The following is a 14076-nucleotide window of genomic DNA, read 5'->3' on the forward strand; positions in this document are numbered from 1 at the left end:
CCGGGGGCGGCGCGCCCCGAAACCACTATGAGGGTGACCTCGGGTAGGACTAACGTCCACGTAGACTGGATGATCAGACTTCGCAGATGAACGAAAGCGAGTAGTACCTGCATGAGCGGCCATTCCAAGTGGGCCACCACCAAACATCAGAAGGCTGACAAAGACGCGCGCCGTGGTAAGGAATTCGCCCGGCTGAACAAGAACATCGAGGTCGCCGCGCGCACCGGCGGCGGCGACCCGTCGGGCAACCCGACGCTGTACGACGCAATCCAGAAGGCCAAGAAGACGTCAGTTCCCAACGACAACATCGAGCGGGCCCGCAAGCGCGGCGGCGGCGAGGAGGCCGGCGGCGCCGACTGGCAGCCCATCACGTACGAGGGTTACGGCCCGAACGGTGTCGCGGTCCTGATCGAATGTCTGACCGACAACCGTAACCGCGCCGCCAGCGAGGTCCGCATCGCGATGACGCGCAACGGCGGCAACATGGCCGACCCCGGCTCGGTGGCCTATCTGTTCTCCCTCAAGGGCGTCGTCACACTGGAGAAGAACGGGCTGACCGAGGACGACGTGCTGACCGCCGTCCTGGAGGCGGGCGCCGAGGACGTCCACGATCTCGGCGACAGCTTCGAGGTCATCTCCGAGCCCACCGATCTCATTGCAGTGAGGACCGCACTGCAGGACGCGGGCATCGACTACGACTCGGCCGACGCCAGCTTCCAGCCCTCGGTGAGTGTGCCCGTCGACCTGGACGGCGCCCGCAAGGTGCTGAAACTGGTCGACGCGCTCGAAGACAGTGACGACGTCCAGGATGTGTGGACCAACGTCGACATTCCCGACGACGTCGCCGTCCAGCTCGACGAGGACTGACCGGTCACGGCGTCATCATGACCCGGTACTGGCGCTGCGAGAACACCCAGTCGCCGCCGGCGCGGGTCCGCCTGCCGTCCTCGGTCCAGCACGCCAGGTACGCCTCGAGATCCTGTCGCACGACCGCGTCGCTGTACGTCTCGTGGAGCTCGCGGATGCTCTGCATCGCCTCGCTCGACCCGGTGAAGGCCACGCTAACGTCCGATGTCGGATACGGCGTCCGCGATCGCGACGTCACCGGAGATCAATTCGAACGTCACTCCGCCGGTGGTCGGTGCGTCCAGCAGGGCGACCAGGATCGCGGCCACGTCTGCCCTGGGGATGCTGCCGCGTCCGGTTGACGCGGCGACGCGCACTCGACCGGTGCCGGTCTCGTCGGTCAGCAGCCCTGGCCGAACGATCGTCGAATCGAGCCCTTGCCTGCCGCGCACCGCGTCGTCGGCGGCTGCCTTAGCTTCCAGGTACGCCGCGAACACCGGGTCGCTCCCCTCCTCGGGCTGCCGGCGGTCCGCGCCCATGGCGGACACCATCAGGTAGCGGCTCACTCCCGCTGCCTCGGCGGCATCGGCCAGCAGGATGGCGGCGTCACGGTCGACGGTCGCCTTCCTGTCGATCCCGCTGCCAGGGCCAGCTCCCGCAGCGAACACCACTGCGTCGGCACCGTCGAGCTGCTCAGTCAGCTCGCCGACCGTTGCGCTCTCCAGATCGAGGACGATGGCGTCGGCGCCCACGGCTCGCAAGTCGTCGACCTGGCCCGGGTTGCGGATCAGGCCCGCCACGGAGTCGCCACGTTCGGTTAGCAGCTTCTCCAGCATGAGCGCGATCTTGCCGTGCCCACCTGCGATGACGACGCGCATCACCGGCTCCCGGCCGTCGCGAAGACCTGGGAGTCGTCGGCGAAGGCCTTGAACTCCAGTGCGTTGCCCGCCGGATCGAGCAGGAACATCGTCCACTGCTCGCCGGTCTGCCCCTCGAAGCGCAGGTACGGCTCGATGACGAAGTCCGTGTCCCCGGCGCGTAGTCGTTCGGCGAGCCGATGGAATTCGGCGACGGACAGCAGCAGGCCGAAGTGGGGCACGGGTACGTCATGGCCGTCGACCGGATTGTGCGCCCGCGTCGATCCGCGGGGCGCCAAATGCGTGACGAATTGATGGCCGTGCAGGTTCCAGTCCACCCACGTCTCGGCGCTGCGGCCCTGGGGCAGACCCAGCACGGTGCCGTAGAAGTGCCGTGCGGCGTGCAGGTCGTCGACGGGTACCGCGAGGTGGAAGCGGGGAACGGGGGAGTCGAGAACGGTCACGGTATGAAGGGTCCTTCCCGTCGAGAAGTCGGAGTCACTCTCCTCCAAGCTATCCCGCGCGGATGACTCAGCCGCTCTCGTTGGACCTGCCGTTCGAACTGGCCAGGTCGTCGTCGAAGTCGGAGTGTTCGTCGAACGCCCGCCCGCGCTCTTCGGCCTCGGGGCTCCCCGAGAACATGCCGGACGCCACTCTCGTCGTCCCGCGGTCGTGGCCCGTGCGGGGCTGTTCGGGTTCGGGCCGTGCCACCGCAGGTTCGATGCGCTGTGTCGGCAGCACGCCCCCCTTGAGGTGCACCCAGCGGACCATGCCCTCGCGCACCGTGCACCGCAGGTCGAACAAGGCGCCCGCGTTGGGAGCGCTGACCATCATCCGCACGCGGACCACGCCGTTGACGGCGTCGGTCACCTGCAGCACCCCGCGGCGTCCGTCCCACTGATCGCACGAGGACAGCAGTCGGTCGAGTTCGGCGCGCATTTCGTCGAACGGGACGGAGAAGTCGACGTCGAACTCGATGGTGCCCATGATCTCGGTGGCATTGCGCGTCCAGTTCTCGAACGGCGTGGTCGTGAAGTACGTGCACGGCAGCACCAGGCGGCGCTCGTCGGCGAGACGGACGACGACGTAGGTCAGTGTGATCTCCTCGATGCGGCCCCACCACTGGCCCTGCTCGAGTTCGACGACGTCGCCCACGCGGATGGCGCCGGAGAAGGCGATCTGCATGCCCGCGAAGACCGCGCCCAGCGACGTCTGCGCTGCCAGGCCCGCGACCACGGACAACACGCCTGCCGAGGCGAACAGCGTGGTTCCGATGTCGGAGAAGGACGGGAACGTCATCAGGATCGCGGCAACGCCGAGGATGATGACGACGGCAGTGGCGAGTCGGCGCAACACCGTGACCTGCGTCCGGATCCGTCTCCACAGACGGTCGGCGTCGGAGATCTCGCCCTCGCCGCCGCCGTAACGCGCGATCGTCCGACGTTCCAGGACCTGAACCAGGCCGACGACCGTCCAGGTCAGAGTCGCGATCAGCAGGATCAGCAGGGTGTGGTCAACCGAACCGCGCCAGGCATCTGCCCCGCCCGAGGTCCGCCGCACCGCGACCGAAGCGGCGAACACCATCAGGGTGGCGCGCACCGGCGCCCTGGTCAGGGCCGCGGTGTCGTTCAGCACTCCGCTGCGACGGCCGAGTCGCTTGAGCACCCAGGTCAGAACCACCCCGAGCAGAAACGCGGCCACCACGGCGCCTGCGCCCCAGACCAGCGTGACGGCGAGATTGGTCGCGGACTGCAGCTCGTTCTGGTCGGGCATCGAGTGAGTTCAGCTCCCACGGATCGGGGTCACGTGTCTCTTTCGACGGTAACGTCTGTCACCGCCTTCGTCACGTCCCCGTCCGTCGAGGTGTGTCATGGGTGTGTCGATGCCCGGCGCGGTCCGCGCGGCCCGTTAAGGTATCGAACAGCTGTTCGGGAAAAGGAGCCAACGTGCGGGTGATGGGTGTCGATCCCGGGCTGACGCGTTGCGGACTGTCGGTCATCGAAAGCGGCCAGGGCCGCAAGGTGACCGCGCTCGACGTCGACGTGGTCCGCACCCCCTCGGACCAACCCCTGCACAAGCGGTTGCTCACCATCAGCGACACGGTCGAGCACTGGCTGGACACCCACCATCCCGACGTCCTCGCCATCGAGCGGGTGTTCGCCAACCAGAATGCGAACACGGCGATGGGCACCGCGCAGGCGGGCGGGGTGATCGCCCTCGCCGCCGCCAGGCGGAACATCGACGTGCACTTTCACACGCCCAGTGAGGTCAAGGCCGCCGTCACCGGCAACGGTCGCGCCGACAAGGCTCAGGTCACCGAGATGGTCACCAGGATCCTGGCCCTGCAGTCCAAACCGACTCCGGCCGACGCTGCCGACGCACTGGCGCTGGCCATCTGCCACTGCTGGCGCGCGCCGATGATTGCGAGGATGGCGGCAGCCGAGGCGATGGCCGCAGAACAGCGCAAGAAGTACAAGGCCAAACTCAAGGCGGCCAGATGATCGCGTCCGTTCGAGGTGAGGTACTCGACGTCGCCCTCGACCACGTCGTCATCGAGGCGGCCGGAGTCGGCTACAAGGTGATGGCGACACCCTCGACGTTGTCGACGCTGCGGCGCGGCAGCGAGGCCAGGCTCATCACCGCCATGATCGTGCGTGAGGACTCGATGACGCTGTACGGCTTCGCCGACGCCGAGGCCCGCGACTTGTTCAGCACGCTGCTCGGCGTCTCGGGCGTTGGTCCGAAGATCGGGCTGGCCACCCTCGCCGTGTACGACGCCCAGACTCTTCGACAGGCACTGGCCGCCGGTGACGTCACCGCGCTCACCCGGGTGCCCGGCATCGGCAAGCGTGGCGCCGAGCGTATGGTGCTGGAGCTGCGCGACAAGATCGGCGCCGTTCCCTCGGCGGGTGGCCTCGTCGGGGTCAGTGGGCACGCCATCCGCGGACCGGTGGTGGAAGCCCTTGTCGGACTTGGCTTTGCGGCCAAGCAGGCCGAGGAGGCCACCGACAAGGTCCTGGCCGAGGAGCCCGACGCCACCACCTCGAGCGCACTGAGGGCGGCGCTGTCCATGCTGGGCAGGAAGTGATGAGCCACGTGCGCGAAGAGCAGAGTGTCTAGCATGGGCCGTTTCGACGAGGACGAGCACGAGGACACCACCGATCGCGAGGTGTCGGCCGCGCTGACCGTGGGCGAGGGTGACGTCGACGCCAGTCTGCGCCCCCGCACCCTCAAGGAGTTCATCGGCCAACCTCGGGTCCGCGAACAACTGCAACTGGTCCTCGAAGGCGCCAAGAACCGCGGTGGCACACCGGATCACATCCTGCTTTCCGGTCCGCCCGGGCTCGGCAAGACCTCACTGGCGATGATCATCGCGGCAGAACTCGGCACCTCGCTTCGCCTCACCTCCGGACCGGCACTCGAGCGCGCAGGCGACCTGGCCGCCATGCTGTCCAACCTCGTCGAGCACGATGTGTTGTTCATCGACGAGATTCACCGCATCGCGAGGCCTGCCGAGGAGATGCTGTACCTCGCCATGGAGGACTTCCGCGTCGACGTCATCGTCGGAAAGGGCCCAGGGGCAACGTCGATTCCGCTGGAGGTCGCCCCATTCACACTGGTCGGAGCGACCACGCGATCCGGGGCTCTGACCGGTCCGTTGCGTGACCGTTTCGGCTTCACCGCCCACATGGACTTCTACGAACCCGCCGAATTGGAACGGGTGCTTGCTCGTTCGGCGGGCATCCTCGGCATCGAGGTCGGGATGGACGCCGCTACCGAGATCGCGCGTCGCTCGCGTGGCACGCCGCGCATCGCAAACCGGCTGCTGCGCCGGGTACGTGACTACGCCGAAGTCCGCGCGGACGGCGTCATCACCCGCGACATAGCGAAGTCCGCCTTGGCGGTCTACGACGTCGACGAACTCGGGCTGGACCGCCTCGACCGCGCCGTGCTCTCGGCGCTGACGCGGAGTTTCGGGGGCGGCCCGGTGGGGGTGTCGACGCTGGCGGTCGCCGTCGGCGAAGAGGCCACGACCGTCGAGGAGGTGTGCGAGCCTTTCCTGGTGCGCGCAGGGATGATCGCCCGCACCCCGCGGGGTCGGGTCGCCACGGCCCAGGCGTGGACGCATCTGGGCATGACGCCGCCCAGCGGTGTGACGAGCCTCGGGCAGCCGGGTCTGTTCGAATAGTCAAGGAGATTGGATGGGAAGGGCGTGAAATGACCACTGCCGCTTTGATCTTCGCGGCACTGGCCGCCGTGCTGCACGTCTACATCTGGGTGCTCGAGTCGTTTCGTTGGACGGATCCTCGCACCCGCGCGACGTTCGGCACGACGGCCGAGGAGGCGGAGACCACCAAGTTGCTGGCGTTCAACCAGGGCTTCTACAACCTGTTCTTGGCGGTGGTGACCACGGCGGGTATCGCGTTCACGATCTCCGGCGGTATCCGGGTCGGCGCGGCGCTGCTATTCGCCGGCGTCGGGTCGATGCTTGCCGCAGCAATCGTGCTTCTGGCGTCCGCGCCGGACAAGGCGCGTTCAGCGGTGGTCCAGGGCGCGTTGCCCTTGGTGGCCGTCGTTCTGCTTGCCATCGGCTTCTCCACGTAGGCACTGCTCGGGCGACCGACAACGTGCACGCGGTCTCCACCGGAACGCTTGGCCTTGTACATGGCTCCGTCCGCTGACTCCAGCAGACGATCGACGTGGCCCGAAATCTCCTGCGGGATCACCCGGAAGAGCGACGCACTGGCCACCCCAATGCTTGCGGTGACGCGCGAGGGTGGCTGTGCGATCTCGCGACGGACCCGCTCTGCGAGTCCGATCGCATCGCGGCGGTCACCGGACATCGCCACGACGAACTCCTCACCGCCGACGCGCCCTACGGCGGAATCGCCGGGGCGGGAGCGACGGAGGATGTCGCCGACGGCGATCAGGGTCTGGTCGCCCGCGGCGTGTCCCGCGGTGTCGTTGACCCGTTTGAAGTCGTCCAGATCAACCATCACGACCGTCAGATGAGCCCTGCTGTCGTGACTTGACTCGGTGGCCAGGACGCGCACCGATCGATGAAAACCCCGGCGGTTGGGCAGCGCCGTCAACGGATCCGTGTCAGATCTGAGCGCGTCGACGCCGAGGGTGCGCACAAGCACCTGGACGCAGAACGGCACGGCCAGAACGCCGACGAACAGCACGAGCAGTTTGCTCACTGCCTGGAGCGGGTCGCCGCGGAGGGCGATCTCAGCGGCACAGATCGACGCCGTCGCCACCGCCGTCACCAAGGTGAACACGAGGTGGCGGGTGGTGTGGAAGAAGGCCACATAGCCCGCGAGCGCCGCAAACGCGGTGCAACCCTGCATCCCGGTACTTGGCGCCGTTGCGAGGCAGCTGACGGCGATGGCCAGGGTGGACACGATCGCGAAGAGCGACGACTCACTGCGGCTCGGCCACTTGGTGGCCCACAGCAGCGCCACCACTCCGCACCCCGCCGCGACGATGATGGAGGCGGCGCGGGTGGCCGAACTGTTTGCGCCGGCAGGGCTCCACAACATGAGAATCGGGGGGACGCCGAGCGTGGCCACGATGGCAGCCATCATGTAGCGGGTGAAGGTCAACTGCTTGCGGGCAGCCAGATAGTCGGACAGCCACTGGTAGTGATCGGGCTGCCGCCACCAACCGCGAATCCAGTCCACGCTTTGTGTTTGCCCTTGCTCTCGGTCTACCGATGCCGCCATGAGCGTTGTCTGCGCCTAGGCAAGCAGAAAGTCCCCACTTCCGTGATGGTACAAGAAGGGCAAGCAGTTTGCCCCAGGTCGGCAAGAGTGCGTCGGCGCATTGCCCGCAGGACGGAAACGGAGGCGTCAGCCTGCCCGACTACCGACGTGGAATCGGCCACTGCGATCGGCCGTCTTGCATTGCCGCGAGCGATGCCGGCGATGGCTCCCCGCCGCCTAGCGACGTCGAGAGATCGCCAAAATGCACGACGCCTCCTTCGTAGCTATGTCGGTGGGCGTCGCCAGCGCCGTGGTGTCCCGACGGGATCGAAGGTCGGGGCACTCCTGCGGAGATGACCACCCGCACGCGGTGCCAATCGCCGCGCGTTACGGATTCGTCGAGATTGGGTATCCGCATCGCGAATTAGGAGGCCATCATGACTCAGGTCGTTTCGAGTGGACGCGTTCACGGCGGCAGGCTGGTCATACCGCGAAGCCGCGGCGCGGCAAGTGGACTTCTGGTGATTGTCTTGGGCGCCTGGGGCGCACTGGCTCCCTTCCTGGGCCCGGCGTTCGACTTCGCATACGACCAGGGGCAGGGCGCCACCTGGAGTGCGGCCCGCGGCTGGCTGGAGGTACTGCCCGGCGTCGTCGCCGTGGTCGGTGGGTTCCTGCTGGTGCGATCGCAGAACCGTGCCACGGCAATGCTCGGCGGATGGCTCAGCGTGGTCGCGGGCGCCTGGTTCGTCATCGGCCGTGTCGTGGCCACGACGCTGACCATCGGCGAGATCGGTAGGCCGGTCGCGGAGACGGAGACCAAGGCGGCCTGGCTCGAGCTCACTTACTTCTACGGTCTCGGCGCGGTGATCGTGTTCGTCGGTGCGATGGCATTGGGTCGACTGTCCGTTCGCAGCGTGCGCGACGTCGGCTACGCCCAGAAGTCGGCTGCGCGGCGGGACCGGCGCGCTGAGGACGTCGACGAATCGACGGTCCCGCTGCACCAGCCCGTCGCGACCGGTCCGACGCCCACCCAGTCGGTCGTCGGTAAACCGGTGGTGGAGGAGCGGTCGCCGCGACGGACCTGGCACAACCCGCTCGGCCGCCGTCGGGGCAATCCGACGCCGGCAGGTCGTTGAGGTCGGATTTGCACTGCTGCGCCCGGACGTGCGATCTCTGGCGGACCGCGGCTACCCGGTATAGACCATCACGTGCTTGATGCGGGTGTAGTCCTCGAGGCCGTACATCGACAGATCCTTGCCGTGTCCGGATGACTTGAAACCGCCGTGCGGCATCTCGGCGACCAAGGGGATGTGGGTGTTGATCCAGACGCAGCCGAAGTCCAGCGCGTTGGACATCCGGATCGCCGTCGACACGTCCTTCGTCCACACCGACGACGCGAGGGCGTACTCGACCCCGTTGGCCTTCTCGAGCGCGTCGTCCTCCTCGGTGAAGGACTGCACCGTGATGACCGGCCCGAAGACTTCGGTCTGGATGAGCCGGTCGTCCTGTCTCAAGCCGCCGACGACCGTGGGTTCCACGTAGAAGCCGCTGTCCCCCTGACGATGTCCCCCCGCTGCGATCGTGGCGTGGGCGGGTACGTCGTCGAAGAAGCCGAGCACCCGCTCCATCTGGTTGACGTTGTTGACCGGCGGCACCCAGGCGTCCTCGTCGCCGGCCGGCTTGCCGAACGTCGTCTGCGCGCCCCTGGCCTGCTCGGCCAGCGCGGCCGTCAGCTCCTCGGCCACCGACGCGTGCGCGAGCACCCGGGTGGCCGCGGTGCAGTCCTGCCCGGCGTTGAAGTATCCGGCGGTGGCGATGCCCTCGGCCGCGGCGGCGATGTCGGCGTCGCCGAAGACGATGACCGGGGCCTTGCCGCCCAGTTCGAGATGGGTGCGCTTGAGGTGTCCGCCCGCGCTCACGGCGACGGCACGCCCCGCGGCCACCGATCCGGTGATCGACACCATCTGCGGAGTCGGGTGCGCGACGACGCCGGCACCGGTGACCCGGTCGCCGGTGACGACGTTGAGCACGCCGGGGGGAAAGTGTCTGGCCGCGAGCTCGGCCAGCATGACGGTGGTCACCGGCGTGGTGTCGCTGGGCTTGATGACGACCGCGTTGCCTGCCGCTAGGGCGGGGCAGAACTTCCAGATCGCCATCATCATGGGGTAGTTCCACGGCGCCACCTGGCCGATGACGCCGACCGGCTCGCGGCGGATCCACGACGTGTGGTTCTCCAGATACTCGCCGGCCGACTTGCCTTCGAGAATCCTTGCCGCACCGGCGAAGAACCGGATCTGGTCGACCATCGGAGGGATTTCTTCAGCCTTCGTGACGTGGTTGGGCTTGCCCGTGTTGCGGCCCTCGGCGGCGACCAGGTCGTCGGCCGCCCTCTCCACATCGTCGGCGAAGTCGAGCAACGCCTTCTGTCGGACCGACGGCGTGGAGCGCTTCCACTCCTTGAATGCCTTCGCCGCTGCGGCATAGGCGTTGTCGATGTCCTGTTCATTCGATACCGGGGCGGTGCCATACCGCACACCGGTGCTCGGATCGACCAACGGCATCGTCGCACCGCTCACCGAGTCCACCAGTTCGCCGCCGATGAAGTTCTGCACGGTCGTCATGACTTGCGCTCCTTGGTCGGTTCAGAGGTCCTTGAGCAAGAGAGTGAGGACGTCGAGGCCTTCCTCGAGCAGTTCGTCGCTGATGGTCAGCGGGGGGAGGAACCGCAGGACGTTCCCGAAAGTGCCGCAGGACAACACGATTACGCCCGCAGCGTGGGCGCCCGCGCACAGTGCCTTGGTCAGGTCGGCATCGGGCTCGGTGGTGCCGGACCTGACCAACTCGACGGCGATCATCGCACCGCGGCCGCGCACGTCGCCGAGACGGTCGTCGTCGGCCTGCATCCGGCCCAGTCGCTCCTTCATGAACGTCTCGATCTCGCGGGCGCGCGCGACCATCCCGTCGGACTCGATCGTCTCGATCGTGGCCAGCGCAGCGGCGCACGCGATGGGGTTTCCGCCGTATGTGCCGCCGAGACCGCTGACGTGCGGGGCGTCCATGATCTCAGCGCGGCCCGTCACGGCTGCAAGCGGCAGCCCGTCGGCGATGCCCTTGGCGGTGACGATGAGGTCGGGGTCGATGCCCTCGTGCTCACAGGCGAACATCGCTCCGGTGCGGGCGAACCCGGTCTGCACCTCGTCGGCGATGAACACGACGTCGTTCTTGCGGCACCAGTCGAGCAGCGTGGGCAGGAAGCCCTCCGCGGGAACGATGAAGCCGCCCTCGCCCTGGATCGGTTCGATGATCACCGCCGCCAGGTTGTCGGCGCCGACCTGCTTGTCGATGACGTCCAGTGCCCGCTTGGCGGCCAGTTCGCCGTCGGTCGCGAGCTCCTTGCCGTACTCGGCGTCCCGGAACGGATAGGACAGGGGAGCGCGGTAGATCTCGGGGGCGAACGGCCCGAAGCCGTGCTTGTAGGGCATCGACTTGGCCGTCAAGGCCATCGTGAGGTTGGTGCGGCCGTGGTAAGCGTGATCGAAGGCGACGACCGCCTGCTTGCGGGTATGGGTGCGGGCGATCTTGATGGCGTTCTCGACGGCCTCGGAACCCGAGTTGAACAGTGCCGAACGCGCCTCGCCACGGATGGGGGTCAGCCGGTTCAGGTGTTCGCACACCGCGACGTACCCCTCGTACGGCGTGATCATGAAGCAGGTGTGGGTGAACTCCGCGGCCTGGGCGGCGACTGCGTCGACGACGCGCGGCGACGCGTTGCCGATCGTGGTGACCGCGATTCCGGAGCCCAGGTCGATGAGGCGGTTGCCGTCGACGTCCTCGACGATGCCGCCGCCGGCGCGCGCCGCGTACACCTGCATGGTGTTGCCGACGCCGCGTGCAACCGCTGCAGCCTTGCGTTGGATCAGCGCTGCCGACTTGGGGCCGGGGATGGCGGTGGCGAGGTGGCGGCTTTGTTCGATGGTGCTCACGTCATGACTCCTGCGAGAAGGTGGCAGTGCCGGGGTGGGGACGTCGGTACGTCGCGTCCGAGGCCAGTCGACAGCCTAATCGTTGCAGCCGCGGCGCGGCCGGAAACGTCCGTACGTGCCCTCAGGACCGCTGGATTGCGCGCCGACAACCGGCGATTCCTACGATTTCGGTCGTTGAAGGCGTCGCAGGCAATCGAGCGTCGAGCGTGCCGAAATCGGCAACTGGTGGGGCTGACGCCGACGGCGCCCAGATGGGGCACTCGGCCGCTGGCTGCAGTGATGGCACACTGGTCGGAGACGAGGTCGCCGCGTGACTGCACTGTCCGGGCGCCTTTACCGCACAACCGACACGAAAGACTGCTTCCTGCCATGGGCGAACTGACGCTATTCCTCCCGCTAATCGTCATCATGGGCGCGTTCATGTTCTTCGCGTCGCGCCGCCAGAAGAAGGCCATGCAGGCGACCGTCAACCTGCACGACTCGTTGGCCGTCGGCGACGAGATCATGACCACGGCCGGCCTCTTCGGCACCATCACGGACGTCTCCGACAGGAAGGTCGACGTCGAGGTGGCGCCGGGTGTCGTCCTGACCATGCTAAAGCTGGCCGTCAAGGAAAAGGTCTCGGACGATCTCGATGCCGACGACGAAGATCTCGACGACGAGGACTTCGAGGACGACGACGATTCGGCCGAGGCATCGACAGCCCTGGAACTCGACCGGCCCACCGCCGGGAGCGAGGCGAAGTCAGACCCCGACCGGCTCACCTAAGACTGACGACCGAGCACTCAGCCCAACCACGTACTCTTTGCGGGTTGACGTACCGATCTGAGGAGAACCAAGAACGTGGCATCGCCTTCGGCGCCGGTGCACCCCTACCGCTACCTGACCCTCTTTCTGGTTCTGCTCATCGGCGTATATCTGCTGGTGTTCCTGACCGGGGACAAGCAAGCCAAACCCAAGCTGGGCATCGATCTACAGGGTGGCACCCGCGTGACACTCACTGCGCGCACCCCGGACGGTTCGCGTCCGAGTCGTGAATCGCTGGCTCAGGCGCAGGAGATCATCAGCTCCCGCGTCGACGGGCTGGGCGTCTCCGGCTCGGAAGTGCTCGTCGACGGCGACAACCTCGTCATCACGGTCCCCGGCAACGACGGCAATGAGGCTCGAAACCTGGGGCAGACGGCTCGGTTGTACATCCGGCCAGTGATTCACGCCATCCCTGCAGCGGGTCAGCAGCCACCCGCCGGGAAAGCTCCTCCCGGTGCCCCGCCAGGAGCTCCTGGAGTCCCCGGAGCACCCGGCGCACCGCCGGGAGTGCCAGGTGTGCCGCCTATCGCGCCTGCCGAACCCGCGGCGCCCATCGTCGCGCCGACCCCCGGCGAGCCGCCTCGCCCAGCGCCCGGTGCGGAGGCTCCCGCTCCCGAGGCCCCGCCGGCGCCGCAACCGCGGCCCTATCCCGAGGCGCCGACGCCCGCGCCGACACCCGCGCCCGCACCGGGGCCGTCGCCCCCTCCCGCACCGGGGCCGGGCCCTTCGCCCGCTCCCGCACCGCCGGCTGCTCCCACCAAGCAGGGCGATCTGGCGCAACGCATCTCCGATGAGAAGGCGCTCCGCCAGAGCGCAGACCAACAGATTCAGCTGCTGGCCCTGCAGTTCCAGGCCACCCGCTGCAACGACGAGGACGTGCTGGCCGGTAACGACGACCCGAACCTGCCTCTGGTGACCTGCTCGCAGGATCACAAGCAGGTCTATCTGCTCGACAAGTCGATCATCAGTGGCGAGCAGATCGAGAGCGCGTCCTCAGGCCTGGACCAGCAGCGCGGCGAGTACGTCGTCGACCTGCAGTTCAAGAGCCAGGGCGCGGACATCTGGGCGAACTACACCGCCGCCAACGTCGGCACCCAGACCGCGTTCACGCTCGACTCCCAGGTCGTCAGTGCGCCGGCGATCAATGAGGCGATTCCCGGTGGTCGTACCCAGATCACCGGACAGTTCACCCAGAACTCGGCCCGCGACCTCGCCAACGTGCTGAAGTACGGGTCCCTGCCGCTGTCGTTCGAGTCGTCTGAGGCCGAAACCGTCTCGGCCACTCTGGGTTTGACGTCGCTGCGAGCCGGATTGATCGCAGGCAGCGTCGGTCTCGCGCTGGTACTGCTCTACTCACTGCTCTACTACCGCGTGCTCGGCCTGTTGACGGCCCTGTCGCTGGTGGCGTCCGGTGCGATGGTGTTCGCGATCCTGGTGCTGCTCGGCAGATACATCGGTTACACGCTCGACCTGGCGGGCATCGCGGGTCTGATCATCGGCATCGGCACCACGGCCGACTCATTCGTGGTGTTCTTCGAACGCATCAAGGACGAGATCCGAGAGGGACGCTCGTTCCGGTCGGCCGTGCCACGAGGCTGGGCACGGGCGCGCAAGACGATCCTGTCCGGCAACGCGGTCACGCTGCTGGCCTCGGTGGTGCTCTACGTGCTGGCCATCGGTCAGGTCAAGGGCTTCGCGTTCACGCTCGGCCTGACCACCGTGCTCGACGTGGTCGTGGTGTTCCTGGTGACCTGGCCGCTGATCTACCTGGCGTCCAACTCGGCGATGTTGTCCAAGCCGGCGTTCAACGGCCTGGGCGCAGTACAGCAGATCGCCCGCGAACGACGGGCCGCCGCGACGTCAGTGGGAGGGAGGTAG

General features: G+C 67.4%; 14 protein-coding genes and 1 pseudogene. 8 read left to right on the forward strand and 7 right to left on the reverse strand.

Annotation, left to right across the window (positions count from 1 at the left end; genetic code table 11):
* Positions 1–111: 111 nt before the first annotated feature.
* Entirely contained in the window at positions 112–867 is a 756-nt protein-coding gene (locus QOI01_RS25100) for a YebC/PmpR family DNA-binding transcriptional regulator (protein WP_526385796.1), read from the forward strand.
* A 4-nt stretch (positions 868–871) separates the two neighbouring features.
* Here the strand turns inward: QOI01_RS25100 and QOI01_RS25105 are convergent, their stop codons facing one another.
* The 4 genes from QOI01_RS25105 to QOI01_RS25120 form a co-directional block, all read right to left on the reverse strand.
* Positions 872–1060, reverse strand: a complete 189-nt coding sequence (locus QOI01_RS25105) for a hypothetical protein (RefSeq protein WP_526385798.1) — start codon at positions 1058–1060, stop codon at positions 872–874.
* A gap of 1 nt (position 1061) precedes the next feature.
* Positions 1062–1724 (reverse strand): NAD(P)H-binding protein, encoded by a 663-nt coding sequence (locus tag QOI01_RS25110; protein WP_526385800.1) that lies wholly within the window; start codon positions 1722–1724, stop codon positions 1062–1064.
* Positions 1724–2167, reverse strand: coding sequence for a VOC family protein (locus QOI01_RS25115; protein ID WP_526385802.1), 444 nt, complete (start codon positions 2165–2167; stop codon positions 1724–1726). The genes QOI01_RS25110 and QOI01_RS25115 overlap by 1 nt, the downstream gene beginning before the upstream one ends.
* A 67-nt stretch (positions 2168–2234) precedes the next feature.
* Complete coding sequence (locus QOI01_RS25120; RefSeq protein WP_526385804.1) at positions 2235–3476, reverse strand: mechanosensitive ion channel family protein; 1242 nt, start codon at positions 3474–3476, stop codon at positions 2235–2237.
* 173 nt (positions 3477–3649) lie between these two features.
* On the opposite strand from QOI01_RS25120, the gene ruvC reads away from it, so the two are divergent.
* From ruvC to QOI01_RS25140, 4 genes are read left to right on the forward strand one after another with little or no spacing between them, the layout of a single operon-like run.
* Entirely contained in the window at positions 3650–4204 is a 555-nt protein-coding gene (ruvC, locus tag QOI01_RS25125; RefSeq protein ID WP_526385806.1) for a crossover junction endodeoxyribonuclease RuvC, read from the forward strand.
* The gene (gene ruvA / locus QOI01_RS25130; RefSeq protein WP_526385808.1) at positions 4201–4791 is read left to right on the forward strand and encodes a Holliday junction branch migration protein RuvA; all 591 of its coding nucleotides are present in this window, start codon (positions 4201–4203) and stop codon (positions 4789–4791) included. The genes ruvC and ruvA overlap by 4 nt, the downstream gene beginning before the upstream one ends.
* Positions 4792–4824: 33 nt before the next feature.
* Positions 4825–5892: a Holliday junction branch migration DNA helicase RuvB gene (gene ruvB, locus QOI01_RS25135; RefSeq protein ID WP_526385810.1), complete on the forward strand. Its 1068-nt coding sequence runs from the start codon at positions 4825–4827 to the stop codon at positions 5890–5892.
* 29 nt (positions 5893–5921) lie between these two features.
* Positions 5922–6308 carry a DUF1304 domain-containing protein gene (locus QOI01_RS25140; RefSeq protein ID WP_526385812.1) on the forward strand — a complete coding sequence of 129 codons (387 nt, stop codon included), beginning with the start codon at positions 5922–5924 and terminating at the stop codon, positions 6306–6308.
* A 32-nt stretch (positions 6309–6340) separates the two neighbouring features.
* Here QOI01_RS25140 and QOI01_RS25145 read toward each other — a convergent pair.
* A pseudogene (locus QOI01_RS25145) lies at positions 6341–7429 on the reverse strand (GGDEF domain-containing protein); the annotation flags it as partial.
* 416 nt (positions 7430–7845) lie between these two features.
* Here QOI01_RS25145 and QOI01_RS25150 point away from each other — a divergent pair.
* A complete protein-coding gene (locus QOI01_RS25150) occupies positions 7846–8544 on the forward strand; it encodes a hypothetical protein (protein ID WP_526385814.1) in 699 nt (232 codons plus the stop codon).
* Between the two features lie 51 nt (positions 8545–8595).
* On the opposite strand, the gene QOI01_RS25155 is transcribed toward QOI01_RS25150, so the two are convergent.
* Both QOI01_RS25155 and gabT read right to left on the reverse strand, forming a co-directional pair.
* Positions 8596–10029, reverse strand: coding sequence for an aminobutyraldehyde dehydrogenase (locus QOI01_RS25155; RefSeq protein WP_526385816.1), 1434 nt, complete (start codon positions 10027–10029; stop codon positions 8596–8598).
* A 21-nt stretch (positions 10030–10050) separates the two neighbouring features.
* The gene (gene gabT / locus QOI01_RS25160; RefSeq protein ID WP_526385818.1) at positions 10051–11391 is read right to left on the reverse strand and encodes a 4-aminobutyrate--2-oxoglutarate transaminase; all 1341 of its coding nucleotides are present in this window, start codon (positions 11389–11391) and stop codon (positions 10051–10053) included.
* Between the two features lie 369 nt (positions 11392–11760).
* Between gabT and yajC the strand changes: the two genes are divergently transcribed.
* Both yajC and secD read left to right on the forward strand, forming a co-directional pair.
* Positions 11761–12159: a preprotein translocase subunit YajC gene (gene yajC, locus QOI01_RS25165; RefSeq protein ID WP_526385820.1), complete on the forward strand. Its 399-nt coding sequence runs from the start codon at positions 11761–11763 to the stop codon at positions 12157–12159.
* A 75-nt stretch (positions 12160–12234) separates the two neighbouring features.
* Positions 12235–14076, forward strand: coding sequence for a protein translocase subunit SecD (gene secD / locus QOI01_RS25170; protein WP_526385822.1), 1842 nt, complete (start codon positions 12235–12237; stop codon positions 14074–14076).

Origin of the sequence: Mycobacterium sp., assembly GCF_032162605.1 — a bacterium.
Classification (GTDB): Bacteria; Actinomycetota; Actinomycetes; order Mycobacteriales; family Mycobacteriaceae; genus Mycobacterium.